The sequence below is a fragment of the Salipiger mucosus DSM 16094 genome (assembly GCF_000442255.1).
Classification (GTDB): domain Bacteria; phylum Pseudomonadota; class Alphaproteobacteria; order Rhodobacterales; family Rhodobacteraceae; genus Salipiger; species Salipiger mucosus.
In genome coordinates this window covers 84,788-109,858 of sequence record NZ_KE557276.1, presented here as the reverse complement: position 1 = coordinate 109,858, position 25,071 = coordinate 84,788, and the positions used below count along the sequence as shown (strand labels likewise).

30 protein-coding genes, 2 tRNA genes and 2 pseudogenes are annotated in these 25,071 nt (G+C 69.4%); 12 read left to right on the top strand and 22 right to left on the bottom strand.

The genetic code is table 11. The features are described 5' to 3' along the window. Nucleotides 1-18 precede the first annotated feature (18 nt). Together SALMUC_RS12505 and SALMUC_RS12500 are read left to right on the top strand one after the other, a co-directional pair. Nucleotides 19-504, top strand: coding sequence for a histidine phosphatase family protein (locus SALMUC_RS12505; RefSeq protein ID WP_020039729.1), 486 nt, complete (start codon nt 19-21; stop codon nt 502-504). Further along, nucleotides 501-740 carry a DUF3253 domain-containing protein gene (locus SALMUC_RS12500; RefSeq protein ID WP_020039730.1) on the top strand — a complete coding sequence of 80 codons (240 nt, stop codon included), beginning with the start codon at nt 501-503 and terminating at the stop codon, nt 738-740. Before SALMUC_RS12505 ends, SALMUC_RS12500 begins: the two co-directional genes overlap by 4 nt. 4 nt (nt 741-744) lie before the next feature. On the opposite strand, the gene SALMUC_RS12495 is transcribed toward SALMUC_RS12500, so the two are convergent. Continuing rightward, entirely contained in the window at nt 745-1,179 is a 435-nt protein-coding gene (locus tag SALMUC_RS12495) for a Fur family transcriptional regulator (protein WP_020039731.1), read from the bottom strand. A gap of 129 nt (nt 1,180-1,308) precedes the next feature. Between SALMUC_RS12495 and SALMUC_RS12490 the strand changes: the two genes are divergently transcribed. Genes SALMUC_RS12490 through SALMUC_RS28920 form a run of 4 tightly spaced genes read left to right on the top strand, consistent with a single transcriptional unit; the run spans nt 1,309 to nt 4,800 of the window. Next, nucleotides 1,309-2,196: a metal ABC transporter substrate-binding protein gene (locus SALMUC_RS12490; protein ID WP_020039732.1), complete on the top strand. Its 888-nt coding sequence runs from the start codon at nt 1,309-1,311 to the stop codon at nt 2,194-2,196. After that, nucleotides 2,193-3,065 carry a manganese/iron ABC transporter ATP-binding protein gene (locus SALMUC_RS12485; protein ID WP_020039733.1) on the top strand — a complete coding sequence of 291 codons (873 nt, stop codon included), beginning with the start codon at nt 2,193-2,195 and terminating at the stop codon, nt 3,063-3,065. The genes SALMUC_RS12490 and SALMUC_RS12485 overlap by 4 nt, the downstream gene beginning before the upstream one ends. Then, the gene (locus SALMUC_RS12480; protein WP_020039734.1) at nt 3,062-3,919 is read left to right on the top strand and encodes a metal ABC transporter permease; all 858 of its coding nucleotides are present in this window, start codon (nt 3,062-3,064) and stop codon (nt 3,917-3,919) included. The genes SALMUC_RS12485 and SALMUC_RS12480 overlap by 4 nt, the downstream gene beginning before the upstream one ends. Beyond that, entirely contained in the window at nt 3,919-4,800 is an 882-nt protein-coding gene (locus SALMUC_RS28920; protein ID WP_156883494.1) for a metal ABC transporter permease, read from the top strand. The genes SALMUC_RS12480 and SALMUC_RS28920 overlap by 1 nt, the downstream gene beginning before the upstream one ends. Here SALMUC_RS28920 and SALMUC_RS12475 read toward each other — a convergent pair. Both SALMUC_RS12475 and SALMUC_RS12470 read right to left on the bottom strand, forming a co-directional pair. Continuing rightward, a tRNA-His gene (locus SALMUC_RS12475) sits at nt 4,764-4,840 on the bottom strand. The two genes, SALMUC_RS28920 and SALMUC_RS12475, sit on opposite strands and share 37 nt — an antisense overlap. Before the next feature lie 53 nt (nt 4,841-4,893). Beyond that, nucleotides 4,894-5,376 carry a GNAT family N-acetyltransferase gene (locus SALMUC_RS12470; RefSeq protein WP_020039735.1) on the bottom strand — a complete coding sequence of 161 codons (483 nt, stop codon included), beginning with the start codon at nt 5,374-5,376 and terminating at the stop codon, nt 4,894-4,896. 78 nt (nt 5,377-5,454) lie between these two features. Here SALMUC_RS12470 and SALMUC_RS12465 point away from each other — a divergent pair, with 78 nt between their 5' ends. Further along, nucleotides 5,455-5,649, top strand: coding sequence for a DUF6324 family protein (locus SALMUC_RS12465; RefSeq protein WP_020039736.1), 195 nt, complete (start codon nt 5,455-5,457; stop codon nt 5,647-5,649). 54 nt (nt 5,650-5,703) lie between these two features. Here the strand turns inward: SALMUC_RS12465 and SALMUC_RS12460 are convergent, their stop codons facing one another. Beyond that, nucleotides 5,704-6,165, bottom strand: a complete 462-nt coding sequence (locus SALMUC_RS12460; protein ID WP_037371866.1) for an MmcB family DNA repair protein — start codon at nt 6,163-6,165, stop codon at nt 5,704-5,706. A gap of 109 nt (nt 6,166-6,274) precedes the next feature. On the opposite strand from SALMUC_RS12460, the gene SALMUC_RS12455 reads away from it, so the two are divergent. Together SALMUC_RS12455 and SALMUC_RS12450 are read left to right on the top strand one after the other, a co-directional pair. Further along, the gene (locus tag SALMUC_RS12455; protein WP_020039738.1) at nt 6,275-7,594 is read left to right on the top strand and encodes a hypothetical protein; all 1,320 of its coding nucleotides are present in this window, start codon (nt 6,275-6,277) and stop codon (nt 7,592-7,594) included. Continuing rightward, on the top strand, nt 7,594-8,337 hold the full coding sequence (locus tag SALMUC_RS12450; RefSeq protein ID WP_020039739.1) for a COG3904 family protein: 744 nt from the start codon (nt 7,594-7,596) through the stop codon (nt 8,335-8,337). Before SALMUC_RS12455 ends, SALMUC_RS12450 begins: the two co-directional genes overlap by 1 nt. A gap of 316 nt (nt 8,338-8,653) precedes the next feature. Here SALMUC_RS12450 and SALMUC_RS12445 read toward each other — a convergent pair whose 3' ends face one another. Beyond that, on the bottom strand, nt 8,654-8,983 hold the full coding sequence (locus SALMUC_RS12445) for a hypothetical protein (RefSeq protein WP_020039740.1): 330 nt from the start codon (nt 8,981-8,983) through the stop codon (nt 8,654-8,656). 109 nt (nt 8,984-9,092) lie between these two features. Then, entirely contained in the window at nt 9,093-9,665 is a 573-nt protein-coding gene (locus SALMUC_RS12440; RefSeq protein ID WP_051155906.1) for an HdeD family acid-resistance protein, read from the bottom strand. Between the two features lie 329 nt (nt 9,666-9,994). Here SALMUC_RS12440 and SALMUC_RS31540 point away from each other — a divergent pair, with 329 nt between their 5' ends. Continuing rightward, a complete protein-coding gene (locus SALMUC_RS31540; RefSeq protein WP_020039742.1) occupies nt 9,995-12,142 on the top strand; it encodes a calcium-binding protein in 2,148 nt (715 codons plus the stop codon). Between the two features lie 15 nt (nt 12,143-12,157). Here SALMUC_RS31540 and nusB read toward each other — a convergent pair whose 3' ends face one another. The 5 genes and pseudogenes from nusB to rlmB form a co-directional block, all read right to left on the bottom strand. After that, nucleotides 12,158-12,643, bottom strand: a complete 486-nt coding sequence (gene nusB, locus SALMUC_RS12430) for a transcription antitermination factor NusB (RefSeq protein WP_020039743.1) — start codon at nt 12,641-12,643, stop codon at nt 12,158-12,160. 4 nt (nt 12,644-12,647) lie between these two features. Then, nucleotides 12,648-13,190 (bottom strand): 6,7-dimethyl-8-ribityllumazine synthase, encoded by a 543-nt coding sequence (locus SALMUC_RS12425; protein WP_020039744.1) that lies wholly within the window; start codon nt 13,188-13,190, stop codon nt 12,648-12,650. Next, nucleotides 13,190-14,317 carry a 3,4-dihydroxy-2-butanone-4-phosphate synthase gene (gene ribB, locus SALMUC_RS12420; RefSeq protein WP_020039745.1) on the bottom strand — a complete coding sequence of 376 codons (1,128 nt, stop codon included), beginning with the start codon at nt 14,315-14,317 and terminating at the stop codon, nt 13,190-13,192. Before ribB ends, SALMUC_RS12425 begins: the two co-directional genes overlap by 1 nt. A gap of 106 nt (nt 14,318-14,423) precedes the next feature. After that, nucleotides 14,424-14,753, bottom strand: coding sequence for a hypothetical protein (locus SALMUC_RS12415; RefSeq protein WP_020039746.1), 330 nt, complete (start codon nt 14,751-14,753; stop codon nt 14,424-14,426). Nucleotides 14,754-14,790: 37 nt separating this feature from the next. After that, a pseudogene (rlmB, locus tag SALMUC_RS12410) lies at nt 14,791-15,571 on the bottom strand (23S rRNA (guanosine(2251)-2'-O)-methyltransferase RlmB). A gap of 128 nt (nt 15,572-15,699) precedes the next feature. On the opposite strand from rlmB, the gene SALMUC_RS29780 reads away from it, so the two are divergent. Then, nucleotides 15,700-15,783, top strand: a tRNA-Tyr gene (locus SALMUC_RS29780). A 141-nt stretch (nt 15,784-15,924) separates the two neighbouring features. On the opposite strand, the gene SALMUC_RS12405 is transcribed toward SALMUC_RS29780, so the two are convergent. From SALMUC_RS12405 to SALMUC_RS12395, 3 genes are read right to left on the bottom strand one after another with little or no spacing between them, the layout of a single operon-like run. After that, nucleotides 15,925-16,713, bottom strand: a complete 789-nt coding sequence (locus tag SALMUC_RS12405) for a metal ABC transporter permease (protein WP_020039748.1) — start codon at nt 16,711-16,713, stop codon at nt 15,925-15,927. Beyond that, nucleotides 16,714-17,439: a metal ABC transporter ATP-binding protein gene (locus SALMUC_RS12400; protein ID WP_020039749.1), complete on the bottom strand. Its 726-nt coding sequence runs from the start codon at nt 17,437-17,439 to the stop codon at nt 16,714-16,716. It abuts the gene before it with no gap. Then, nucleotides 17,436-17,915 carry a transcriptional repressor gene (locus tag SALMUC_RS12395; RefSeq protein ID WP_020039750.1) on the bottom strand — a complete coding sequence of 160 codons (480 nt, stop codon included), beginning with the start codon at nt 17,913-17,915 and terminating at the stop codon, nt 17,436-17,438. The genes SALMUC_RS12400 and SALMUC_RS12395 overlap by 4 nt, the downstream gene beginning before the upstream one ends. An 80-nt stretch (nt 17,916-17,995) precedes the next feature. Between SALMUC_RS12395 and SALMUC_RS12390 the strand changes: the two genes are divergently transcribed. Next, complete coding sequence (locus SALMUC_RS12390; RefSeq protein WP_037371863.1) at nt 17,996-18,976, top strand: zinc ABC transporter substrate-binding protein; 981 nt, start codon at nt 17,996-17,998, stop codon at nt 18,974-18,976. Between the two features lie 20 nt (nt 18,977-18,996). Here SALMUC_RS12390 and SALMUC_RS12385 read toward each other — a convergent pair whose 3' ends face one another. The 8 genes and pseudogenes from SALMUC_RS12385 to infA all read right to left on the bottom strand — a co-directional run bounded on the left by SALMUC_RS12385 (nt 18,997) and on the right by infA (nt 25,028). Next, complete coding sequence (locus tag SALMUC_RS12385) at nt 18,997-19,773, bottom strand: LamB/YcsF family protein (protein ID WP_020039752.1); 777 nt, start codon at nt 19,771-19,773, stop codon at nt 18,997-18,999. A gap of 13 nt (nt 19,774-19,786) precedes the next feature. Beyond that, nucleotides 19,787-20,800: a 5-oxoprolinase subunit C family protein gene (locus SALMUC_RS12380; RefSeq protein WP_020039753.1), complete on the bottom strand. Its 1,014-nt coding sequence runs from the start codon at nt 20,798-20,800 to the stop codon at nt 19,787-19,789. Continuing rightward, nucleotides 20,797-21,537 carry a 5-oxoprolinase subunit B family protein gene (locus SALMUC_RS12375; protein ID WP_020039754.1) on the bottom strand — a complete coding sequence of 247 codons (741 nt, stop codon included), beginning with the start codon at nt 21,535-21,537 and terminating at the stop codon, nt 20,797-20,799. The genes SALMUC_RS12380 and SALMUC_RS12375 overlap by 4 nt, the downstream gene beginning before the upstream one ends. Before the next feature lie 197 nt (nt 21,538-21,734). Then, on the bottom strand, nt 21,735-22,982 hold the full coding sequence (locus SALMUC_RS12370) for an aminotransferase class V-fold PLP-dependent enzyme (protein WP_020039755.1): 1,248 nt from the start codon (nt 22,980-22,982) through the stop codon (nt 21,735-21,737). A gap of 2 nt (nt 22,983-22,984) precedes the next feature. Then, entirely contained in the window at nt 22,985-23,185 is a 201-nt protein-coding gene (locus tag SALMUC_RS12365; RefSeq protein WP_020039756.1) for a DNA gyrase inhibitor YacG, read from the bottom strand. After that, nucleotides 23,182-24,199: pseudogene (locus SALMUC_RS12360) on the bottom strand (ribonuclease E/G). The gene SALMUC_RS12365 and the pseudogene SALMUC_RS12360 overlap by 4 nt, the downstream one beginning before the upstream one ends. Then, the gene (locus tag SALMUC_RS12355) at nt 24,196-24,807 is read right to left on the bottom strand and encodes a Maf family protein (protein WP_020039758.1); all 612 of its coding nucleotides are present in this window, start codon (nt 24,805-24,807) and stop codon (nt 24,196-24,198) included. Before SALMUC_RS12355 ends, SALMUC_RS12360 begins: the two are co-directional and overlap by 4 nt. 2 nt (nt 24,808-24,809) lie before the next feature. Then, nucleotides 24,810-25,028: a translation initiation factor IF-1 gene (gene infA / locus SALMUC_RS12350; protein WP_005978431.1), complete on the bottom strand. Its 219-nt coding sequence runs from the start codon at nt 25,026-25,028 to the stop codon at nt 24,810-24,812. Between the last annotated feature and the right edge of the window lie 43 nt (nt 25,029-25,071).

Below are 25,071 nucleotides of genomic sequence, written 5' to 3'. Positions count from 1 at the left end.
TGTCCGGGATTCTCCATCATGCTCCGCCGCTACTTCCTGCTGATCGCCGCCTGCGCGGGCCTCGCGGCCTGCGCTGAAACCGGGCCGGTGAACATCGCGCCCGACACCACCATCTACATGACCCGCCACGGCGACCGCGCGGCCGAAAACCTCAGCGACCTCGGCCGTGACCGCGCCCGGGCACTGGTCGCCGCGCTGGAAGGCGCGCCGATCGACGCGATTTATTCGCCCGACATCCAGCGCAACCTCGACACCGCCGCCCCGCTCGCCGAGGCACGCGGCCTGCCGGTCGAGACCCGCGCACCGCAGGCCCCCACCGCGCGGCTTGCGCGCGAATCCGCCGGGCGCAGCGTCGTCTGGGTCGGCAACAAGGGCAACATCACCACGATCTGGGAGACCCTCGGCCTGCCCGGCGCACCGCCGCTGGGCTACGGCGATCTGGCGGTGATCCGCACCGACGCCGAGGGGCGCGTCACCATCGAGCGCCGCCGCTACGGCCCGTGACCGGCGATGCGGAGATCGCCCGGGTCCTGCGTAACCTCGCGAAGGAGCGCGGCGCCGAGCGCAGCTTCTGCCCCTCCGAGGCGGCCCGCTCGCTGGCGGCGGACTGGCGCCCGCTCATGCCCGAGGTCCGGCGCATCGCACGCGAGATCGGGCTGGTGGCCACGCAAAGGGGACAGGAGGTCGATCCGGTCTCAGCGCGCGGCCCGCTCCGCCTGCGCCTGCCGCCGGGCGACTGAGGCCTCAGCCCTCGCCGGCCTTCTTGCGGACGTAAAGCTCCATGCGGTGGTGCACGATCTCGTAGCCCAGCTCGGCCGCGATCTGCTTCTGCAGATGCTCGATCCGATCCGAACAGAACTCGATCACCTCGCCGCTCTCGACGTCGATCATGTGGTCGTGATGCTCGGTCTCGGCGTGTTCGAACCGCGCGGCGTCGCCTTCGAACTGGTGGCGGTGGATGACGCCCTGCTCCTCCAGCGCGGTGAGCGTCCGATAGACCGTCGAGAGCGAAATTCCGGGCATTCGCGCCACAGCACGCCGGTGCAGCTCGACCGCGTCGGGGTGATCCTCGGCATCGGCCAGCACGTCCAGCAGCGCCGCGCGTTGGCGCGTGATCCGAATGCCCGCGTCGCGCAGGGCCTTCTTCAGTCTGTCGGTGCGCTGGTCCGTGGCTGTCATTGCATCTCAGTTGCATATCCGCAGGGCAGGCATCAAGCCCCTCCTGCAAGTCAGTTGCAGGAGGCTTGACAGTTGCAAATCGTTCCTAGATGCATGTCACAAGACCCCACCGTCATCCGGGAGATGCCCATGTTCGTCCGACGCTCGATCCTCGCGCTGCCGCTGGCCCTGCTCGCCGGCCCGCTCGCCGCGCAGGAGGACCGGCCCAAGGTCGTCACCACCTTCACCGTGATCGCCGACATGGCGCAGAACGTGGCCGGCGACGCGGCCGAGGTGGTCTCGGTCACCCGCCCGGGCGCCGAGATCCACGGCTACGCCCCAACCCCCCGCGACCTGCTGCGCGCCCAGGACGCCGACCTGATCCTGTGGAACGGGCTGAACCTCGAGCTCTGGTTCCGTCAGTTCCTTGCCAACCTCGGCGAAGTGCCTTCTGTCACTATCAGCGACGGCATCGACCCGCTGCCGATCGCCGGCGGCGCCTACGAGGGCAAGCCGAACCCCCACGCCTGGATGGCGCTGGATTCGGCCGAGATCTACGTCGACAACATCCGCGACGCGCTGAGCGAGATCGACCCCGACAGCGCCGAGACCTATGCCGCCAACGCCGAGGCCTACAAGACGCGCATCGCCGAGACCGTCGGCCCCCTGCGCGAGGCCGCCCGCGCCCTGCCCGAGGATCGCCGCTGGCTGGTCACCTCCGAGGGCGCCTTTTCCTACCTCGCGCGGGACTTCGGGCTGCAGGAACTCTACCTCTGGCCCATGAACGCGGACGCACAGGGCACGCCACAGCAGGTGCGACAGGTCATCGACCGGGTGCGCGAGCATGACATCCCGGTGGTCTTCTCGGAATCCACCGTCTCGGACAAGCCGGCGAAACAGGTCGCCCGCGAGACCGGCGCGGCCTACGGCGGCGTGCTCTACGTCGACAGCCTGAGCGAGGCGGACGGCCCGGTGCCCACCTACCTCGACCTGCTGCGCGTGACCTCGGAAACCATCGTGGAGGGGCTCACGCGATGACGGACGGCATCCGCGCCGAGGGGCTGACGGTCACCTACCGCAACGGCCACACGGCCCTGCGCGACGCCTCCTTCTCGGTCCCCGAGGGCACGATCACCGCGCTGGTGGGCGTGAACGGCGCGGGCAAGTCGACGCTTTTCAAGGCGCTCATGGGCTTCGTCCCGGTCGCCAAGGGCAAGGTCGAGATCATGGGCCGGCCGGTGCGCGCCGCGATGAAGCAGCAGACCATCGCCTATGTTCCGCAATCCGAGGAGGTCGACTGGTCCTTCCCGGTGCTGGTCGAGGACGTGGTGATGATGGGCCGCTACGGCCACATGGGTTTCCTGCGCCGCGCGCGCGAGGCAGACCACGAGGCCGTCGAGGCCGCCCTCGCCCGCGTGAACATGAGCGATTTCCGCAAGCGCCAGATCGGCGAGCTCTCGGGCGGGCAGAAGAAGCGCGTCTTCCTCGCACGAGCCCTGGCGCAGGACGCCCGCGTGATCTTGCTCGACGAGCCCTTCACCGGCGTCGACGTCAAGACCGAGGAGCAGATCGTCGCCCTGCTCAAGGACCTGCGCACCGAGGGCCGTGTGATGCTGGTCGCGACCCACAACCTGGGCAGCGTGCCCGAATTCTGCGACCGCGTGGTGCTGGTCAAGGGCACGGTGCTGGCGCATGGCCCCACGCGCGAGGTCTTCACGCCCGAGAAACTGCGCGAAACCTTCGGCGGCGTGCTGCGGCACTTCATGCTCGAGGGCGAACGCCTGCACGACGACGCCGACCCCCGGCGGCTCGAGGTCATCACCGACGACGAGCGCGCACTGGTGGTCTACGACGACCGCTACCGCACCAAGGAGCCGCGCAACCGCGACCGCGGGACCGGGGAATGAGCGTGCTGCTGGAACCCTTCGGCTACGGCTACATGACCAACGCCATCTGGGTCTCGGCGCTGGTGGGCGGGGTCTGCGCCTTCCTCTCGGCCTACCTGATGCTCAAGGGCTGGTCGCTGATCGGCGACGCGCTCTCGCATTCCATCGTGCCGGGAGTCGCGGGCGCCTGGATTCTGGGCCTGCCCTTCGCCTTCGGCGCGTTCCTGTCGGGCGGACTGGCGGCGCTGGCCATGCTCTTCCTGCGCCAGCGCACGGGGCTCAAGGAGGACGCGGTCATCGGGCTGATCTTCACCTCGTTCTTCGGGCTGGGGCTCTTCATGGTCTCGCTCAACCCCATGGCCGTCTCGGTGCAGACCATCACCATGGGCAACATCCTCGCGATCACGCCCGAGGACACGCTGCAACTGGCGATCATCGGGGGCGTCTCGCTGGTGGTGCTGCTGGCCAAGTGGCGCGACCTGCTGGCGGTCTTCTTCGACGAGAACCACGCCCGCAGCATCGGGCTGAACCCCGGCGCGCTGCGGCTGCTGTTCTTCACGCTTCTGGCGGCCTGCACGGTGGCCGCGATGCAGACCGTGGGCGCCTTCCTCGTGATCGCGCTGGTCGTGACGCCCGGAGCCACCGCCTACCTGCTGACCGACCGCTTCCCGCGCCTGCTGATACTCTCGGTCGGCATCGGCACGGTGACCAGCGCGGTCGGCGCCTACGTCAGCTACTTCCTCGACGGCGCCACGGGCGGGATCATCGTCTGCCTGCAGACGGCGCTTTTCCTGCTGGCCTTCGTCTTCGCGCCCACCCACGGCACGCTGGCCGCGCGCCGCCGGGCCCGCGCCGCACTGCGGGAGGCGCCGTGATGGACACGCTCCTGCTGCCTCTGCAATTTCCCTTCATGCAGAACGCGCTGCTGATCGCGGCGCTGATCGCCCCCGCGGCGGCGATCCTGTCGTGTTTCCTGGTGCTCAAGGGCTGGTCTCTCATGGGCGACGCCACCAGCCACGCGGTGCTGCCGGGCGTGGTGCTGGCCTATGTCGCGGGCATCCCGCTCATCATCGGCGCCTTCGTGGCTGGACTGATCTGCGCGCTGGCCACGGGCTTCATCAAGGACCACTCCCGCGTGAAGCAGGACACCGTCATGGGCGTGATCTTTTCCGGCATGTTCGGGCTGGGCGTGGTGATCTACACCCAGATCGAAAGCGACATGCACCTCGATCACATCCTCTTCGGCAACATGCTGGGGGTGGGCACGGCGGATCTGTGGACCTCGGGCCTCATCGCCGGCGCGGTGGCGATCATCCTCGTGCTGAAATGGCGCGACCTGCTGGCCCATGCCTTCGACCCCGTGCAAGCGAGGATGGTCGGGCTCAACGCAGGCCTTCTGCACTACGGGCTGCTGGCGATCCTCTCGGCGACCATCGTGGCGATGCTGTCGTCGGTGGGAATCATCCTCGCCATCGCGATGCTGATCGCGCCAGGCGCCATCGCCTTCCTGCTGGCCCGGCGCTTCGCGACCATGATGGCGGTGGCGGTCGCCGCGGCGCTGCTGGCGGGCCTCTCGGGCGTCTACGCGAGCTTCTGGATCGACAGCGCGCCGGCCCCCACGATCGTGCTGATTCTGACCGGGCTCTTCCTGATCGCGATGTCTGTGCGCAACTGGCGGCTGAAGTTGGCCACGGCGCGAGGATCGAAGCTGGAGGAGAATGGTACCGCCTCCCCGGCTCGAACGGGGGACCTCTAGATCCACAATCTAGCGCTCTAACCTACTGAGCTAAGGCGGCACGTGGCGGGGATTTAGCGCCGCCCCCGCGCGATTGCAACCCGAAATCCGCCCCTAAAGTGCCCGTTCCCAGCCCTGTTCGACAAGGTCCACGCCAAAGCTGTGGCAGGGTTCGGACCGCACGAGGGCAAAGCCGTTGCGGGCGTAGAGCGCGCAGGCGGCGCGGTGGCTCTCGTGGGTCCAGAGGCTCATCCGCCGATAGCCCGCCTCGCGCGCGAACCCCATGCAGGCCTCCAGCATGCGCTGGCCCAGCCCCCGGCCCCGCGCCTCCGGCACCAGCAGGAAGAGCCGCAGCTTGGCCGTCTCGGCGTCGGCGCGCACGCAGAAGATGCTGCCCAGCGGCGTCTCGCCCTCCCAGGCGATCCAGCCCCGCTCGCATTCGGGATCGTGATCCGCCTCGAAGGCCTCGAGAATCTCGGCCACGAGCGCACCGAACGAAGCATCGAACCCTTCTTCGCGGCCGTAGAGCAGCGCGTGCTGCGCCACCAGCCAGGGCCGGTCGTCGGGCGTGTAGGGATGCAGCGCGATCTCGGTCATGCCGGAACGATTTCACCGGCACGCTTGCAAATCAAGCGGTCGCGGTCTACCTGCCATCCACCCCTGACGGAGGCGAGAATGGGTATCAACACCGAACGCGACATCGAGGCCAACCTGCAGATCGGCCCCACCGACCACGGCATGGTGCGCCTTTTCATCCTGGGCGAGGACTTCGAGATCCCGATGGATTTCGACCCCGAAGAGGCCGAGGAAATCGCCGACGAGATCCGCGCCGCGGCCGCGGCCGCCCGCAAGGCCAAGCCGCGCCGCTGAGGCGGGCCAAATCTCTCCGAAAAGATCTGCAGATTCCTTCGAAGGAATTTGCGCCTAGACGCCCGCGTCGAGCCGCGCCTCGGGGTCGCGCAGCGCCTGCAGCCGCCGTGCCGCATGCTGCGCGAACCGCCGGATGAGCGCATTGCGGCGGGCGCCGGCAAGCTTTGTCTCGGGCCCCATGCGCAGGATCTCGGCATCGTAGGCATCCGCGATGATGAGCCCCGTGCCCTCGGGCAACAGGTCGGTCGGAAATTGTTCGTCCACCGCCCAGAAATAGCGGTCGCACCAGTCGAGATAGCCCTGCCACTTGCCGTCGCTGGTGAAATCGGCCCGGCTGCTCTTGCATTCCACGACCCAGATCTCGCCCTTGGCGCCCAGCGCCATGACGTCGACGCGCTTGCCACGCTCGGGGACGAACTCCTCAACCACGGCAAAGCCATGGCCGGCGAGGTGACGGCAGACCCCGCGGGCCAGCAGCTGGCCCGGCATGAGTGCGCTATCGGGTTGGTAGGTCATGGGGCGAAATTATGAACATATAGTGAACAGATGCAACCCCGCGCGCCTGCCCCTTTTATCCGACGCCTCGGGCATTAACTTTTCAGCAACGCGAGACGGAGACACGGGTATGACCGACGAGACCGGCCTGACGCAGGCTCAGGCGCGCGGCGTGCGACACGCGCGCGAACTCGAGGGCCATATCGGCTGGCTCGACACCTTTTCCGGCACCGCCCTCGGCGTGCTTTCGGTGGCCTCGGGGATCTACACCTACCTCGGCGTCTCCTCGCTGCTGGACGAAAACGGCGCCATGTCGGTCTTTGCGGCCATCGCCTATTCCACCGCCGTCTCGGTCGGCATCTTCGTCTTCTGGTCCTACATGCTGCGGCTCTTCCCCTCGGTGCGCACCGCCCGTGCGCGCGCCGGCCTCATGGCAGCCATGGGCGTCGGCAGCCTCGCCATCGTGGCGATGTCGTCCTGGCTGAACGCCGCCGCGCTTGCGGGCTCGGCCGCCGTCGAGCAGCACCTTGCAAAGACGGTGCAGGACTACCAGACCTCGCTTGAACGCAGCCACGAGATCACGCTCTCGGCCCAGTCGCTGGAACGCGACGTGGCCCGCGTGCGGCAGAGCTTCGTCGACCTGTCGGAGCAGGAAGCAGCCGGTTCGCTTTCGGGACTGGCGGGGCGCGGCGCGGTCTTCCGCGTGCTGCGGCAGAAATCCGACGAGCTGGAGCGTCTGCAGAACCAGATCGCCGAGCAGGAGCCGCTGGTCTCGGAAGCCTTCGCGCGCGGCAACACCATCCTGTCGCGAATGCGTGCGCTCACCGTCGAGCAGGGCCCGGTCGAGGCACGCACCGTGGAATTCTCGGAATCCGCCGTCGAGCTGCAGGGCATCATCGCGCAGCTGCGCCAGCTCTCGGTCGCGCCGCTGGTCGAGCGTGCCGCGCAGGACCTCGCCGAATCCGTTGTCCTGCCCGAGCTCGACGCCAGCAATGCCGCCGACCGCGGCAACCAGTCCGCCACCATCGAGTCGGTGCTGACGGTCCTCGGCCAGCGCGCCAACACGCTCATCGGCGCCGCACAGGGCGTCATGGCCATGACACCGGCGCCCGAAGTGAACTACACGCCGGTCTCCTCGGCCGATGCGGTGATCCTCTACGCGCGCAACTTCGTGCCCTCCTGGGCCGGGGCCATCGCGATCGACCTGCTGCCCGCCGTGCTGGTCTTCATCCTGGCCATCACCCAGGCCGCCATTCGCGACGGCCGCGAGGGCGCCGCGGTCGAAGACACGCTGACGCTCGCCGAACTGCGCGCCGCGCTCAACGCGGTGCGCGACGTCGAGGGCGCGCTGGCGGAGATGCCCGACGGGCGCCGGCACGAGGCGGCGCAGGACGAGGCTCAACAGGACACCGGCAGCGAGATCAAGCGCCTGCCCGGGAAGTCGGCCTGATGCGCGCCTCGGCCGTCTCGCGCGTGCTGACGGGCGTGCTGGTCTTCCAGCTCGGCATCGGCGCCCTGCTGGTCTTCGGCGACATGCGCACCGGCGGCTTCTCGCTGCCCGGCTTCGGCCCCGAGGCGCCGCGCCTCACGCAGCCCGTGCGCCCCGGCGACCAGCGGCGCGTCTTCTCTCCGGACCGCGACGCGCCGCCGCACTCGCCCCTGCGCGACGCGGGCCCCCTGCCCGAGCGTCTCACCCTGACACAGGTCGAGGGCGCCACCTGGCGGCTCGAAGGCGGCATCGAGGCCGGCGACGCCGAGCGCATCGCAGGACGGCTGGCCGAGGTCGAGCCGGCGGTCGAAGAGGTCGTGCTCCAAAGCCCCGGCGGTTCGGTGCAGGATGCGCTCACGCTCGGGCGGGTCCTGCGCGACAGCGGCATCGCCACGCGGATGCTGAGCGGCGAATACTGCTACTCCGCCTGCCCCTATCTCTTCGCGGGCGGCAGCGAACGCAGCGCCGAGGACGGCGCCTCGGTCGGCGTGCACCAGCACTACTTCGGCCGCAACACCATCCTGCCCGCCTTCGTCGCGGTCGAGGACATCCAGCGCGGCCAGGGCGAGGTCATGGCCTACCTCGACGAGATGGGCGTCGATCCGCTGCTCATGCAGCCCGCGATGAGCACCGCCGCGGACGAGATCTACATCCTCCTGCCCGAGGAAATGGAGCGTTACGGGCTGGTCACCACCGGCGACTGACCCAAGCGCATGACAGGGCGATGAAACGAATTCTGCGCAGCCCCTTGTCCGACTCGGGCCGGCGCCTTATCTCGCGGGTCAGGCGGGTTCTGCCCTTCCCGTGACATGGTTGCATTCCGGTGGCCTTAAGCAATTCCGAGGGAGCTGGCTCTGTCCGGATCCTGGTCCGGTTACCTGGCGCCCACCTGTATATACAGGTCCTCGGGAATGAGATAACCCCACGGTTGGCGTGGTTCCCGCCGCTTCGCCTTTTCTGCCAAGCAAGACACGAAAAAGCGCCCCTCGGGGCGCTTTCGTCGTTCACACGCAGTCGCTGTCAGAGCAGCCGGCGCCGTGCCCGCTGCTCGCCTGCGGCGGCCTCGACCCGGACCGGCACCGGCGCGCGTGTCGCGGGCTGCCTGCGGCCGCCCGACGGCGGCGTGCCGTGGTCGGCCATGCGCATGATGGTGATGCCGAACTGCACCCCCGCGAAGACCAGCCCGTTGAAGAGCCACAGCAGGAAGACCGCCAGCATGCCGGCCTCGGTGTGGGTCACGAGATGCGCCAGGTTGGCCACGTTCTGCCAGAGCAGCAGCGCGACAAAGACGCCGGACAGGCCGAAGCCGATGGTGCATTGGAGGATGTAGAGTCGCACGAGTCGCGGCATGGGCGCCTCCCGGTCGATGCGTTTCGGATGCAACAAAGGTAATATGTTTCGCGCCCCGGTCAACGCCGCGATCCGCCCCCGAGGCCAAATGCCCCAGGTCGGCGCCGGTTCAGAGCCGCCCGGCCGTCCGCGCCAGCGCCACGAAGGAGATGCCGCTCGTCAGCAGGTTGATGCCCAGGAACAGCCCCAGCGCCCAGAGCGCTGTGCCCGGCAGGCCCGCCAGAAGCAGCACGCCCAGCACCAGCGACACGACGCCCGAAAGACCGGCCCAGGCCCAGCCCGGCCCCGCGTTGCCGTGGCCGGGGCGGTGCTGCCAGGACATGGCCAGCTCGAAGATTCCCTGCGCGACAAAGACGATGGCCATGAGCACGGTCAGGCCCACGAGCCCCGTTGTCGGAAAGAAGGACAAGTAGACGCCACCCGCGAGGTAAAGCACGCCGATGAGGCCCGTCAGAACCGCGGGCGTCCAGCTGCGCGCCTGGAAGGCATACCACAGCAGCACGGCGCCGCTCACGAGGAACAGCCAGCCCAGCAGCACCTTGATGGCGATGGAGGCGAACAGCGGGAAGACGATCGCGAGCAGTCCGATCACGATCAGCGCGACGCCCATCCACTGGAAGGTCTTCGCGTTCTGCTTGATGGCGCGCTGCAGGTCGCTCGGCAATTCCGGTGGTTCCTGCATTCCGGTGGCTCCCGTGACTGCTCCCGACAGGAACATGGGGCCACGACAAGGCCGATTCTGCAATGTCTTCAAGCGCTCGGAGCCAAGCGAAGGATCCGGCGGACACAGTCGGGCGAAGCAACGCGGACACCGAACGGCGCGCCCCTTTGATCCGCCATGGGAGTTGCGGGAATCATTCGCGCGCGCGACACTCCGTCGAGGCAATGGCCGGTCCCGCGCACTCGGGCCGGATCACGCCGAGCCCACCGAGCACGGAGGCCGCAAGTTTCCGGCCCCTGGACGGATCACGTCTGAAGTAGTTGCTTTTAACCAGTTGATACGAGGCCCACATGGCAATCATCCAGGAAACCACCGACGCCGCCGCCGATCTGTCCACCAGCTACAGCATCACGCCGGGCGACCGTTTCGACGGCGAAATCGCAGAGGGCGGCGACATCGATGTCGTCGAGATCACGCTCGAGGGTGGCTATTCCTATGGCATCAGCGTGGGCGCCTCGGCATACCTGAATGGCATCGACGATCCGTACCTGCAGATTCTCGACGAGTCGGGGCGGATCGTCGACAGCGACGACGACGGAGGCCCCGGGACCGACGCGCTGATCAAGCTGACGCTGGACGAAACCACCACCTTCTACCTCGCTGCCTCCGATCACTACGGCAGGTCGACCGGCGGATACTCTATCGAAGTCATCCAGGAGATCGCCGAATCCGCGGCAACGCGGGCCACGCTGGCGGCCAATACGATTTTCGAGGGACAAGTCGACTATTTCGGCGACGACGACTGGTTCGAGGTCACGCTCGAGGCCGGCCACAGCTACGGCATCGCCCTCTCCGGCGATGACCGCGCAGGCGAGATCCCAGATCCCTATCTGGTCCTGCTCGACGCGGGCAGCCGCGTCGTGCTGCGGGACGACAATGGCGGCCAGGATACGGATGCGCTGATCGAGTTCACTCCGACCGAGAGTGCCACCTACTACGTGTCGGCAGGAAATGACGACTATGCCGGCACCGGCGGCTATTCGCTCGAACTGATCGAGGAGGTCGCCGAAAGCACGCTGACGCAAGCCGAGGTCACGCCGAACCTGCTGTACGAGGATTCCATCGACTACTACGGCGACCAGGACTGGATCGCGATCACGCTGCAGACAGGCTATTCCTACGGCATCCAGCTCTCTGGAGACGGTCGTTCCGGCGAACTGGTGGATCCCTACCTGGCCCTATTGGATGGCGAAGGGCGTGAGGTCCTGACCGACGACAATTCGGGACGCGACACCGATGCGCTGATCGAGATCACCCCCACGGAAACCGGCCTGTACTATATTTCGGCGGCCGCGGACGACGATTTTGGCACTGGCGCCTATGCCTTGATGGCCTACGAAGAGATTGCCGAGTCCACGACGACGACGGCGTCGCTCGGTCTCGGAACGCCAGCCGAGGGACGGATCGAGTATTACGGCGACGCGGACTGGTACGGCGTCGAACTGGTCGCGGGCGAGACCTACCAGTTCGATCTCGAAGCATTCGGCGAGACGGCCCCCTTGAGCGATCCATACTTGAATCTCTACGATCCCAGCGGCGCTTACCTTGTGTCTGACGACAACAGCGGCGCCGGGCGCGCCTCCCATATCTCCTTCACCGCCCCCGAAAGCGGCACGTACTTCATCTCCGCCTCCGACGACACCTACAATGCAACCGGCGATTACCTAATCTCAATGGGCGGCGACGCGATCGGCGACGTGATCGGCGACAACGGTCCGAACCTGCTTGAGGGCGGGTCCGGCGACGATTACCTCCGCGGTCTCGGTGGCAACGACACGCTCGACGGCGGCGCCGGCGCGGACCTGCTCGACGGTGGCGCCGGCCGGGACACGGCAAGCTACGAGAGCTCCACGACCTCGGTCCGGGTGGACCTGCTGAACGACGCCTTCATGTACGGCGATGCAGTCGGAGACAGTTTCGTGGGTATCGAGGTCTTTCGCACCGGCGGAACGGTCGATCAACTGCGCGGCGCCGACGCCGACGACGAGTTCTACACAGGTGGGCTCAGCGACCGCCTTTACGGGCGCCGCGGCGACGACATGCTTTTCGGCGAAGATGGCGCGGACGCCTTCTACGGCGGACTGGGCGCCGACGTGATGACCGGCGGCGAACAGGAGGGACGACGCGACCGCTACATCTATTTCGCGATCCAGGAATCGGGCGTCGGGGCCGGAAACCGCGACCTCGTGACCGACTACGTCGCCGGCGAAGACCGGATCGAGATCTCGCGTTTCGATGCGGACACGACGCAGGGCTTCAAGCAGGCCTTTGCCTTTGTCGGCGACGCCGGCCTGTCCGGCACGGCGGGGGAACTAGGATACCGCCATGAAAGCGGCAACACCATCGTTCAGGCCGACGTGGACGGCGACGGCGCGGCCGATTTCGAGATAGAACTCGCCGGCATCATGGAGTTGACCGAGGCCGACTTCCTGATCTAGGGCGCAAGCCCCGCCTCAGAAAGCCTCGGGCCGGGCCTCGCGCGCCATGTGGTCGAGCACGGCGTTGACGAACTTGGGCTCGCGGCCCTCGGGGAAGAAGGCGCGCGCCACCTCGACGTATTCCGAGATCACGACGCGCGGCGGCGCGTCGGTCGCCACCAACTCGGCCCCGGCGGCGCGGAAGAGTGCGCGCAGCGTCGGGTCGATCCGGGTGATCGGCCACTTGGCCACCAGCGCGCGGTCGGTCATCTGGTCGATCCGCGCCTGCCAGTTGATCGCCTCGGACAGGATCTCGACGAAGAGGTCGATGTCGCCGTCCAGCAGCTCTACGCCCTCCTCGATCTCGGCGCCGAAGCGAAAGTCGAGGAACTCGCGCTTGACCTTCTCGAAGCCCTGATCCGTGACTTCCATCTGATAGAGCGCCTGCACGGCATAGAGCCGCGAAGCGGATTTCATGCGGCGCTTGAGATTGCCGGAGGGTTCTGCGGGGGCAGCGGTCATACGGTCAGTGTCCTAAGGAATCGCCCGCGATCTGATATTCGTCTCGGGCGGGCACGAATCCCACCCCCTTGCGGGCGCCGCCCCACCTACGGGCCAGCGCGATCAGATGCAAGGCCGCCGCGGCCGCGCCGCCGCCCTTGTTCTGCCCGGCCGGGTCGGCGCGTACGTCGGCCTGGGCCTTGTTCTCGACCGTCAGGATGCCGTTGCCGATGCACAGCCCCTGCAGCCCCAGCAGCGTCAGCCCGCGCGAGCTGTCGTTGCAGACGGTCTCGTAATGCGTGGTCTCGCCCCGGATCACGCAGCCCAGCGCGACGTAGCCGTCGAAGTTCGACATGCGGCCCGCGATGCCGATGGCCGAGGGCAGTTCCAGCGCGCCCGGCACCTCGACGGTCTCGTGAAAGCCGCCCGCCTCCTCGATCGTGGCGATGGCGCCCGCCAGCAGGTTGTCGGCGATGTCGCGGTAGAAGGGCGCGACCGCGATCAGGATCTTCGGCGCCTTGTCGAAGCTCGGCAGCGGCAGGGTGGCGTGGGGATCGTGTTCGGCCATCAGGCGCCTCCGGGGATCTTGCGGGTGCCGACGATCTCGAGCCCGTAGGCGTCGAGCCCCACCACGCGCGGGAGCGGTGAATTGGTCAGCAGGATGAGCTTGGACAGGCCCAGCGAGGACAGGATCTGCGCGCCGAGACCGTATTGCCGCAGCGTCTTGGGCGAAACCTCGTCGTGGGCGTCGAGCTTCATGGCGGTGTCGCGCAGCAGCACGACCACGCCGCGGCCCTCGTCGGCGACGGCCGTCATGGCGTCGCGGAACTCGTCGGCGCGGCCCCCGGGGCCGGCGCCCACGATGTCGAGCATCGGGTCCATCGCGTGCATCCGTACCAGCACCGGCTCGTCGACCGAGACATTGCCCTTCGTGAGCACGATGTGCTCGTCGCCGTGGGTCGTGTCGGCATAGATGCGCATCCGCCATTCGCCGCCGAACTCCGACGAGATCATCTCGTCCTTCTCGACCTGCACGAGGTTGTCGTTGCGCCGGCGGTAGGCGATTAGGTCCGAGATCGTACCGATCTTGAGCCCGTGGCGCTGCGCGAAGGAGACCAGCTCGGGCAGCCGAGCCATCGAGCCGTCCTCGTTCATGATCTCGCAGATCACGCCGGCGGGGCTGAGCCCTGCCAGCCGCGAGACGTCCACCGCGGCTTCGGTGTGGCCGGCGCGGACCAGAACGCCGCCGTCCTTGGCGCGCAGCGGAAAGACGTGGCCGGGCGTCGCGATATCGGCCGCGCCCTTGGAGGCATCCGTGGCCACTGCGATGGTACGCGCGCGGTCGGCGGCCGAGATGCCGGTGGTCACGCCCTCGCGCGCCTCGATCGAAACGGTGAAGGCGGTCTCGTGCCGGCTGGAGTTGTTCGTCGACATGAGCTGCAGGCCCAGCTGCTCGATCCGCTCGGGCGTCATCGACAGGCAGATCAGACCGCGCCCGTGGGTTGCCATGAAGTTGATCGCGTCCGGCGTCGCCCATTGCGCGGGAATCACCAGGTCGCCCTCGTTCTCGCGGTCCTCGTGGTCGACCAGGATGAACATGCGCCCGTTTCGCGCGTCCTCGATGATCTCCTCGACCGACGAGATCGCGTCTTTCCAGTCGTCTTCCACCGGGCCGGCGGTCTGGTAGTCCTGCATGGCGCCCTTCCTTGTCTGGTCCCTGCCAGATAGGGGATTCAGCCGCCGGAGGGAAGCGTGCTCTTGCCCGTGGCGGCGCGCGGAGCGGCCCCTGCCCGACCGGCGGTCAGTCGAAAATGTCCTCGATGAGATCGAAGAGGCCCTTCGCCGCGCTCTTGCCTTTGCGCTTTTTCGCCAGCTTCTTGCGGGCCTTCTTATGCACCTTGCGCAGCTTCTTGTCCCAGGGGCTTGCGGGCGGGTCGTCGCGGGGCGTCTGGCGCGGGGCCGGCTTGCGGCGCGGCGAGTCGCGGTCGACGGCGTCGGAGCGCAACTGCTTGAGATCGTGCAGCGGCGCGCCGCAGGAGGCGCAGGTCAGCTCGTGCCGGCCTTGGTCCAGAACCAGCGCGGCCCGGGTGCCGCAGTAGGTGCAGGTGGCGATCTTGGTGTTTCTCGACATCACCCCGATATGGAGGCACGCCGATCCGTGCGCAAGCTCATGGACGCGCTGCGTAAAGCGCCACCGCCGCCGCGTTCGACACGTTGAGCGAGCCGAAGCCGCCCGCGAAATCGATCCGCACCAGCGCGTCGCAGGTCTCGCGGGTTTTCGGGCGCAACCCCGGCCCCTCGGCGCCCAGCACCAGGGCGATCGGGCGGCCGCGGCGCCCTTCGATGGCCTCCTCGACCGTCTGCGGCGCCTCGCCGTCGAGACCCAGCACGAGGTAGCCCATGTCCTGCAGCGCCCGGATCGTCTCTGCGAGGTTGCGCTCGCGCAGGTAGGGCTGGCGCTCGAGCGCCCCGCTGGCGGTCTTGGCGAGCGCCCCGGTCTCGGGGGGCAGCGTGGTGGATCGTGCCGATCACCGCCACCGCGCCGAAGACCTCGGCCGAGCGCAGGATCGCGCCGACGTTGTGCGGGTCGGTCACCCGGTCGAGCAGCACCAGCCGCGCCGGCCGCTCGCCCTCGGGGATCGCCATCTCGGCCAGCGGGCCCCAGTCGAGCGGCTTCACCTCGAGCGCGGCGCCCTGATGCACCGAGCCTGGATCGAGCGGGGCGCGGAACTTGCGCGGGTCCTGCACCTCGGGGGTCATGCCCGAGGCCTCGATGGCATCGGCGAGCTTGGCCTGCGCGTTGGGCGTCACGATGAGTTGCAACCGCTCGCGCCGGGGATTCTCCAGCGCGTCGCGCACGGCGTGCAGGCCGAAGAGCCAGAGCGTCTCGGCGGCGCGGGCGCGTTTCGCCTGCTCCTTTTCCACCACCCATTTCGGTTTCTTCGCCATGGTCCCCGCCCTTTCGCTGGAGTGCCGATCACTGCATCCGCGCCGCGCCCGCTGCAAGGGATTTTCCTGTTGACGCCGAATTTCGGCAATTGTAGTCAGCGCCTCACACCGCAGCGACGGTGTTGAGTGGGCGACAGGCCGCAAGGTGTGGCAGGGGACTGTAACTCCCTCGCGGAGACGCACGCTAGGTTCGATTCCTAGGTCGCCCACCACTCATCCAACCGAACGCGATGACCGCGGCTCTGCTGCAGCTTGGCCCTTTTGCAGGGCGTTTCCTTGACGGCACGCCGGTAGTCCACGGCGTGCCATTTGCGTATTTAGGAACAAGAAGAAGGACCGGGGCCGGCCCGGCCTCAGCCCCTCCCCCGGCCGAAGGCGGCGCTTGCTAGGAAGATGACCGCGGCGGCGCAGACCATCGAGGGTCCGGCCGGGGTGTCGAAGAGCCAGGCGGCCTCGAGCCCCGCCAGTGCCGCGGTCCCGCCGACGGCGGCGGCGATGAGCGCCATGGCCTCGGGCGTGCGGGCGAAGGGGCGTGCGGCGGCGGCCGGGATCAGCAGCATGGCGCCGATCAGCAGCGCGCCCACGACCTTGATCGCCACCGCCACCGTCACTGCCAGGGCCAGCGTCAGCACATGCTGCTCGCGCCGCGGATCGATGCCGGAGGCATGGGCGAGATCGGGCGAGAGCGTCGCCGTCAGCAGCCGCTGCCAGCGCCAGAGGATCAACGCCACGACCAGCGCGGCGCCGCCCCAGATCACCGCGAGATCCGTGCGGGTCACCGCGAGGATGTCGCCGAAGAGATAGGCCGAGAGATCGAGCCGGGCGCCGGGCACGAAGGTGATCGCCACGAGGCCCGCCGCCAGCGCCGAGTGCGACAGCACGCCCAGCAGCGTGTCCACCGCCAGGCCACGCCCGCCCAGCGCGCCCACGGCGAGTGCCATGATCAGCGCCATGACCAGCGTGCCCGCGAAGATCGGCAGCGAGAGCGCGAGCGAGAGCGCCACGCCCAGGATCGCGGCATGCGCCGTGGCGTCGCCGAAGAAGGCCATGCGGCGCCAGGCCACGAAGCAGCCCAGCGGGGCCGCGGCCAGCGCCAGCCCCAGCCCCGCCAGCGCGGCGCGGATCAGGAAATCGTCGAGCATTCAGGAAGCGTCCGCGTGATCGTGGCTGTGGGTGTGTTCGTGGCGGTAGAGCGCCAGTGCCCCGTGGGTGCCGGTGCCGAAGAGCGCGCGGTACTCCGCCGCCTGTGCCACCGTTTCGGGGTGGCCCTCGCAGCAGACATGGCCGTTGAGGCAGACCACCCGGTCCGAGGCGCTCATGACGACGTGCAGCTCGTGGCTGACCATGACGACGGCGCAGCCGAGGTGGGCGCGGATCTCCTCGATCCGGCGGTAAAAGGCGGCGGAGCCGGGCTGGTCCAGTCCCTGCGTCGGCTCGTCGAGCAGCAGCACCTGCGGCTCGTTCAGCAGCGCGCGCGCGAGCAGCACGCGCTGGAACTGGCCGCCGGAGAGGCCCGCCATCTGGCGGCCCTCCAGCGCCTCGGCGCCGGCCTCGCGCAACGCGGTGCGGGCCGTCGCGGTCTCGACCCGGGCGGGCAGCGACAGGAAGCGGCGCACGGTCATCGGCAGCGTCGGGTCGATGCGCAGCGCCTGCGGCACGTAGCCCAGCCGCAGCCCCGGCGCGCGGGTGACGCTTCCCCGGTCGAGACGCACCGCGCCGATCAGGCTGCGCAGCAGCGTCGACTTGCCGGACCCGTTGGGCCCCACGATGGTGACGATCTCGCCCGGATCGATATGGAAATCGACGCCCTGCAGCACCCCGTGGCCGCCCAGCGTCACCTGCAGGTCGCGCGCACTCAGCAGGCTCATGCGGCGCGCTCCCGGCAGGCCGGGCAGAGGCCCTCGGCCTCGACCACCATGCGCTCGGGGAGGAAGCCCAGGTCCGCGGCCGCCTCGCGCACGGCGCCGGCGATGGCGCGCGAGGGCATCTCGGCCACCGTCCCGCAGGTGCGGCAGATCAGGAAGGCGGGCGCGTGACGCTCGCCCGGATGCGTGCAGGCGACGAAGGCGTTCAGCCGCTCGATCTTGTGCGCGAAGCCATGCGTCGTCAGGAAGTCGAGCGCGCGGTACACCGTCGGCGGCTGGGCGCCCGACTTCTCGGCGCGCAGCACGTCCAGCACCTCGTAGGCGCCCATGGCACGATGCTCCTGAAGCAGGATCTCGAGCACGCGGCGGCGCTGCGGCGTGAGCGAGAGTGCCTGCGCGGCGCAGGCCCGCTCGACCGAGGCGAGGCCGTCTGCGATGCAGCTGCCATGATCGTGGGGAGCGAATCCAAGCGGGTCCATGCGATCTCCTTTGCAGGGGTTGATATGTTATATCGTTTCCAGTAGCAACCGATGTGACGTTATAACATCACACAAGGAGACTGCATGCTGCGTCGCGTCCTCCCGCCCTTTTCGTCGCGAGCCCCCTGGCGGCCGAGCCCCCCGCCGTCGTCGCCGACATCGCCCCGGTCCATGGCCTCGTCGCCGATGTCATAGGCGAACTCGGCGAACCGGGTCTGCTGGTGCCGCCCGCCACCTCGCCGCACGGCTACGCGCTGAAGCCCTCCGAGGCGCGCGCCCTGCAGAACGCCGAGGTCGTCTTCTGGGTGGGTGAGGCCCTCACGCCGGACCTCGGCCGCAAGATCGGCTCCATCGCCGGCGATTCGCGCGTGGTCACGCTTGGCGAAGCGCCGGGCACCGGGCACCTGCCCAGCCGTGAGGCGGCCGTTTTCGGCGCGCAGGAAGCGCCGCATGGCCATCACGATCACGAAGACCATGACGACCACGGCCACGCCGAGGAGGAGCACGCACACGAGGAAGACGCCCATGCCGGCCACGCCCACGGCCCGGACGATCCGCACCTCTGGCTCTCGCCCGACAACGCCGCGGCCTGGCTCGACCATATCGCGACCGTGCTGGCCGAGACCGACCCCGAGAACGCCGAAACCTACGCGGCCAATGCCGAGGCGGCCCGCGCCACGCTCGAGAGCACCGTCGCGCAGGCCCGCGAGACCCTCGCTCCGCATCACGAGGATCGCTACATCGTCTTCCACGACGCCTACCAGTACCTCGAGGCCTCCTTCGAGTTGCAGGTGGTGGGCGCGATCCAGGTCTCGGCCGCGACGCCGCCCAGCCCCGGCCGGCTGGCCGAACTGCGCGAGGCGGCCGCCGAGGCCGGCGTCACCTGCATCTTCGCCGAGCCGCAGTTCGACCCGCGCCTCGTCGCCACCGTGAGCCAGGGCACGGAGCTGCCCGTGGCCGAGCTCGACCCGCTGGGAGCCACGCTGACCACCGGCGCGGGCTTCTACCCGGAACTGATCTCCGAGCTCGCCGGCCGCATCGCCGATTGCGCGGCGGACTAGGACAGCCCCCGCACCGGCGCTCAGACCGCGCCGGTGCGCCCCGAGAAGACCTCGAGCGTGACGCCCGCGCCCTCCAGCGCGCCGCGCACGCTGCGCGCGATCTCGAGCGCGGTCTTGCCGTCGCCATGCAGGCAGATCGTGTCGACCGCCGCCGGGATGCGCTTGCCGCTCTCGGTGACGATCGCACCCGCCTGCACCATCTCGACCATGCGCCGCGCAGCCTGCTCGGGGTCATGGATCACCGCCCCCGGCTGGCTGCGGTCCACCAGCGTCGCGTCATCGTTGTAGGCGCGGTCAGCGAATATCTCGCCGGCCCAGCGGCAGCCCAGCGCCTCGACGGCCTCCTGCTGCGCGGTGGCGGCCAGCACCATGACGATGATCTCCGGATCGACCGAGAGCGCCCCCTCGTAGGCCGCGCGCGCCAGCGCCGCGTCCTCGGCGCACATGTTGGCCAGCGCGCCGTGCAGCTTGAGGTGACGCACCTCGCCCCCTGCCGTCTGCGCCAGCGCACGCGCCGCGCCCAGCTGGTAGGCCACGAGGTTGCGCAGGCTGTCGGGCGGCACATGCATGCGCCGCCGGCCGAACCCCTGCATGTCGGGAAAGCCGGGATGCGCGCCGATCCCGGTGCCGCGCGAGACCGCCGTGCGCATGGTCGCGGCCATCACGTCCCAGTCGCCGGCGTGGAAGCCGCAGGCAATATTGGCCGAGGTGATGACCTCGAGCAGCGCCGCGTCCTGCCCCATCACCCAGGGGCCGTAGCTTTCGCCCATGTCCGCGTTCAGATCGACGCTCGTCATCTCGCTCTCTCCCTCAGTGGTCGTGGTGCTCGCCGCTGGAAAAGCCGCTGACGAGCTTGTGGCTCAGAAGATCCGGCACGTCGGCAGGATCGCGCACCAGCGCCTCGACGCGGCGCGGCAGCTCCTTCAGCGCCCGACGGCGTGCGGCCTCCGCCTCCAGCGCCTCCTCGAGCGTGACGAAGCGAAAGCCCAGCTTCGCCCCCGCCGGCGCCTGCGCCACGCGCGGCAGGTCGGCGGGTATCACCGTCGCCAGCCGCGGGTAGCCGCCTGTGGTCTGGCATTCCGCCATCAGCACGAAGGGCGCCCCGTCGCCGGTGATCTGGATGTCCCCCGGGCTGATGACCTCCGAGACCACCGAAAGCCCGCCCTCGACGCCATAACCCGCGCCATCGGGCACCACCTTCACGCCCATCCGGTTGGCGCGCTGGTCGCGGGTGAAGCCCTCCTGCCCGAAGCGCGCGCGCTGCTCCTCGGGGAACAGATGCGTCTGCAGGCTCTCGACCACCCGCAGCGTGCCGCCGGAAAACCGGTCCTCGGCCCTGATGCGCCGGCCTGTCTCGCCGCCCCGGTCCGGCCCCACCGCGAGCCGCGCACCCGCCACGATGCGCGCCCCGAGGTTGGCCGTCAGATGCGCCGACTGCGCGCCCAGAACTTCGGGCTCGTCAAAGCCGCCGCCCAGGCTCAGGTAGCCCCAGGCCCCGGCGGTCACCGGCCCGATCTCCAGCACCGCGCCCGCCGGCAACAGATGCGCCGCATGCCACTCGACCGGCGTGCCGTCGATGCTCGCGCGCATCGGCGCCCCGGTCAGCGCGACGCGCATCGCCTCGGTCGCCTCGAAGGCGCCGCCCAGGCCCCCCATCTCCAGCGCCGTGCCAAGGGGCTGCCCCAGCAGCGCCGCCCCCTCGGCCAGCGCGAGCCGGTCCATGGCCCCGCCGCGCGACAGCCCGTAGGCGATCCAGCCAGGCCGGCCCATGTCCTGCAGCGTCAGCTGCGGGCCTGCCTCGCGGACGATCAGTGCAGCGCTCATGACAGCGCCTCCCAGCTCGCGCCGCCCGCGGCCTCCGCGCGCATGTTCGCGAACTCGGCCTCCGAAACGGCCGGAAAGATCACCTCGTCCCCCGGCGCCAGAAGGAAAGGCCGCTCGTCGCCCATGCGAAAGAGCGGCGCCGCCGTCTGGCCCACCTGGCGCCAGCCCGTCGGCGCGGTGACGGAAAAGATCACGAACTGCCGGATCGCCAGCACCAGCGCCCCCTTCGGCACCTGCGGCGTCAGGTCCTGCTGGCGCGGGATGTCCCAGGCCTCCGGCAACTCGCCCAGGTAGGGCTGGCCGGGCGCGAAGCCCAGCGCCGTCACCCGCACCCGCGCGCCAGAGAGCGACTCGACGGCCTCCGCTTCACTCATCCCGGCCGCCTCAGCCGCCTCGGCCAGCTGAGGCCCGCTCTCGCCGCCGTAGCAGGTCGGGATCCGGTGCAGCCGCCGCCCCTCGGGCAGCGGCGCCTCCAGCCAGTCGCGATCCGCGATCAAGTCCTGCAGTCGCGCCGTCAGGTCGGCATGCGACAGCCCCAGCGGATCGAACCGCAGGTAGGCCGAAACCAGCGACGACGAGGTCTCCTCGACCCCCGACCAGCCCGCGCGCTCCACCGCCGCGCGAAAGGCCAGCGCGGCCCGGTTCGCCGCCTCCGACAGCCGGTCGCCGAAGCTCACCAGCATGCCGTCGGTGCCGACGGTGCGGATCATGGGAAAATGGCCTGATTCCGGCGACATGCACAGCACTCCTGCCCTCGGGATACCCCAAGTGTCGGCCAAACGCGCCCCCGCCGCAAGCGGGCGCGGCCCGCGCACCTTCTTCTTGGTCCAAATACGCCGGGGTGAATGCCGCCGCAGGCGGCAGAGGGGCTGGCCCCTCTGCGCGCACCGCAGGTGCGCGCCCCCGGGCGACGCGGCGCAGCCGCGGCGCAACCTCAGGCCGCGAGGATCTCCTTCATCGCGCCCAGGAATGCCGCCACCTCGGCCTCGGTGTTGTAGTGGGCCAGCGACACGCGCACGCAGTCCGCCTGCCCCAGCGGATCGAGGATGTTGCCCGAGTAATGATCCGCCTTGCGCGTGTGCACGCGGATGCCGTGCCCCTCCAGCGCGCTCACGACCTCGGGCGAGGGCCGCCCCTTGGCCCAGAAGCTCACCAGCCCCTCGCGCGCCGGGTTCTCGACGCCGCCCACGACCTCGACCCCCGGCATCTCGGCGAGGCCCGCGAGGTTGCCGGTGCCGTGCAGCATCGCGTCGGTCAGGCGTGTCTCGTGATCGTGGATCGCGCGGCCCGCAGCCTCGATCCGCCCGCGCGGGTCGGGCGCTTCCGAGACCTGCGCTCCCAGCCACTCGAAATATTCCACCACGTCCGAAAAGGTCGCGTAGGCGCCCGTGTCTCGCGTGCCCAGCTCCCAGCTGCCCGCCGGGCCGCCCTTGAGCGCATCGTGCGGCAGCGCCGTCAGCCTATCCGAGGCCCAGGCCAGCCCGTAGCCGTGGCGCGAGAAGACCTTGTAGGGCGAGATGACGTAGCCGTCGATGCCGCAGGCCTCGATGTCGATCCCGCCGTGGCAGGCGTGCTGGATGCCGTCGACCACGATGATCGCCTCGGGCGCCACCGCACGGATCGCCGCGGCGATGGCCGGCACGTCCATCGCCATGCCCGTCACCGGCGAGGTGTGCAGGATCGTCGCCACCTTCACGTCGGGCGTGACATGTTCGGCATAGGCCTCGGCCGTGACCCGCCCCGTGGCGTCGTCGTGCGGCACCTGGACATAGTCCTTGCCCGCGACCTCGGCCCAGCGCGCGCAGGCGCTGCGCGAGGCGGGGTGTTCCACCGTCGAGCCCAGCACCTTGCCCGGCCCCGTGCCCAGGCAGGCATCGGCGATCAGCCGGAACAGCAGCTCGGTGCCGCTCTCGCCCACGAAGACCGCCCCGCCCGAGGCGCCGAGGAAGGCGCGCGCGTCCTCCTTGGCCTTGGAGATGATCTCCATCAGCGCGCCGGAGGCCGCGTTGGCCCGGCCCTGGTTGTCGGGAATCGCGGCGAAGCGCGCCGAGGTCTCGACCACGGACTTCAGCGTCAGCGCGCCCCCGGCGTTCTCGAAGAACACGCGCGGCCCGGTGAAGGGGCATTCCTCGACATGGGCAAAGCGCCCGCGGATCTCGGTCAGAAGCTCGGGGGTGATCATGCTCAATGCTTTGTCTGGTCGTCATCGCCGCGCAGGGCGGCCCGTTCGGCGGCCTCGAAGGCCTCCTCGATGTCCTGCGGATCGCGCGAGGGCACCGCGTAGTCGCCCTTGAGCCACTTCGCGAGGTCCAGATCCGCGCAGCGCCGCGAGCAGAAGGGGCGATAGGTCTTCGCGGTCTCGTTGCCGCAGATCGGGCAGCTCATCCCAGCACCTCGTGCAGGGGCACCCGCTCGCGCTTGCGCTGCAGCTCCATGAGCCCCAGCTGCGTCCAGCCGGCGAGCACCGTTTCCATCTCGTCCTGGCGCAGCGCGGCGCGCAGGACCTGTTCCATCTGCTTGCGGTCCTTCTTGGGCGCGGGCGCGGGATCGACGATCACCTGCCCGCCGAGGCCCCGCAGCCGCAGCTGGCGCGGCAGTTCGCGCAGCGCGGCCATGTTGGCCTTCAGCCCTGCCGCCGGCGAGGTGTCGCCGCCGGTGTTCACGTCGACCGCCACCAGCGCGCGCGTGGGCTCGATGCACATCGACCCGCCGCCCGGCAGCGGCACCAGCGGGCGGCGCAGGGCGTCGATCATCTCGTGCACGCCGTGGCGCTCGAAGGCCCCCGGATCGGCATCGACGTCCGGCGCGTCCCATTCGCGCCAGGCCAGCGCCTGCGCCCCGTCGCCCTCGACCAGCACCTCGGCCTCGCCCGAGGCATCGGCCAGCACCTGTTCGCAGATCCGGCAGGTCGCCACGATGTCGGCGGCGATGTCGTCCTCGTCCGCCCCCGCGCAGGAGGAGCGCAGGATGAGCCCCGTGATCCCCCTCCATGACCTCGTGCGCGATGCCGAGCAGCGCGTCGCGCGTGTCGTCGTCCTTGATCTGGCGCGAGACGTTCAGCCCCGGCGCGCCGGGCGTGACGATGGCATAGCGTGACTTGAACAGCAGCCGGGTCGTGACCGGGATCGCCTTGCCGGGCTCGGCAAAGCCCGTGACCTGCACCAGCAGAGGCTCGCCGGGGCTCAGGCCCTTGACCTGCCGCAGGAAGGCCTTGCCGTCCGGCGTGCGCAGGAACATGCCGCCCTGCCCCTTCATCGGGCGCTCGGCGATGCCGCGATAGATGGTGCCCGGGCGCGGCCGGTCGGTGTCGATCAGCAGATCGTGCAGCTGCCCGTCCACGATCAGCGCGGCGGCCTCGGCCCCGTCCAGGGTGTCGAGCGCGATGGTCCGTCCCTTCATGCCACGGTCCCGTAGAGCGGGTATCCCGCCGCCTGCAGCAGCCCGGCCGTCTCGGCCAGCGGCAGTCCGACGACGGCCGTGAAGGAGCCGTTGATCCACGGGATGAAGGCCCCCGCGGGTCCCTGGATGCCGTAGCCGCCCGCCTTCCCGCGCCAATCCTCGCTGGCGAGATAGGCGTTCAGCTCCTCGTTCGAGAGCGGTTTCATCTTCACCTGCGTGACCACGTCGCGCTCCCAGACCTTGTCGCCGCGCCGCACGGCGACGGCGGTGATGACGCGGTGGCGCCGCCCGGAAAGCTTTGTCAGGAACTCGGCCGCCTCGCCCGCATCGGCGGGCTTGCCGAGAATGCGGCGGCCCATGGCGACGGTCGTATCGGCCGAGAGCACGATCTCGTCCGCGCCGGCCTCGATCGCCTCGGCCTTCTCCCGCGCGATGCGCACGCAGTAGGGCCGCGGCAGTTCGCCGTCGCGCGGATCCTCGTCGATGTCGGGAGGACGGACGTCATGCGCCTCGACGCCGAGCTGCGCAAGCAGGTCGCGTCGGCGCGGACTGCCCGAGCCGAGAATCAGTCGCGGCGCCGGGCCTTCGCCGGTCAGCCCGTCGCGCACGATTACTTGAAGCGGTAGTTGATCCGACCCTTGGTCAGATCGTAGGGGGTCATTTCGACCTGGACCTTGTCGCCGGCCAGAACGCGGATGCGGTTCTTGCGCATCTTGCCTGCCGTGTGCGCGATGATTTCATGGCCGTTCTCGAGCTCGACCCGGAAAGTCGCGTTGGGCAGGAGTTCCTTCACGACGCCGGGGAATTCGAGAGTGTCTTCCTTGGCCATGGTGTCTCCTTGCTGTGCGGATCCGCTCTGTCGCGGAACGCCG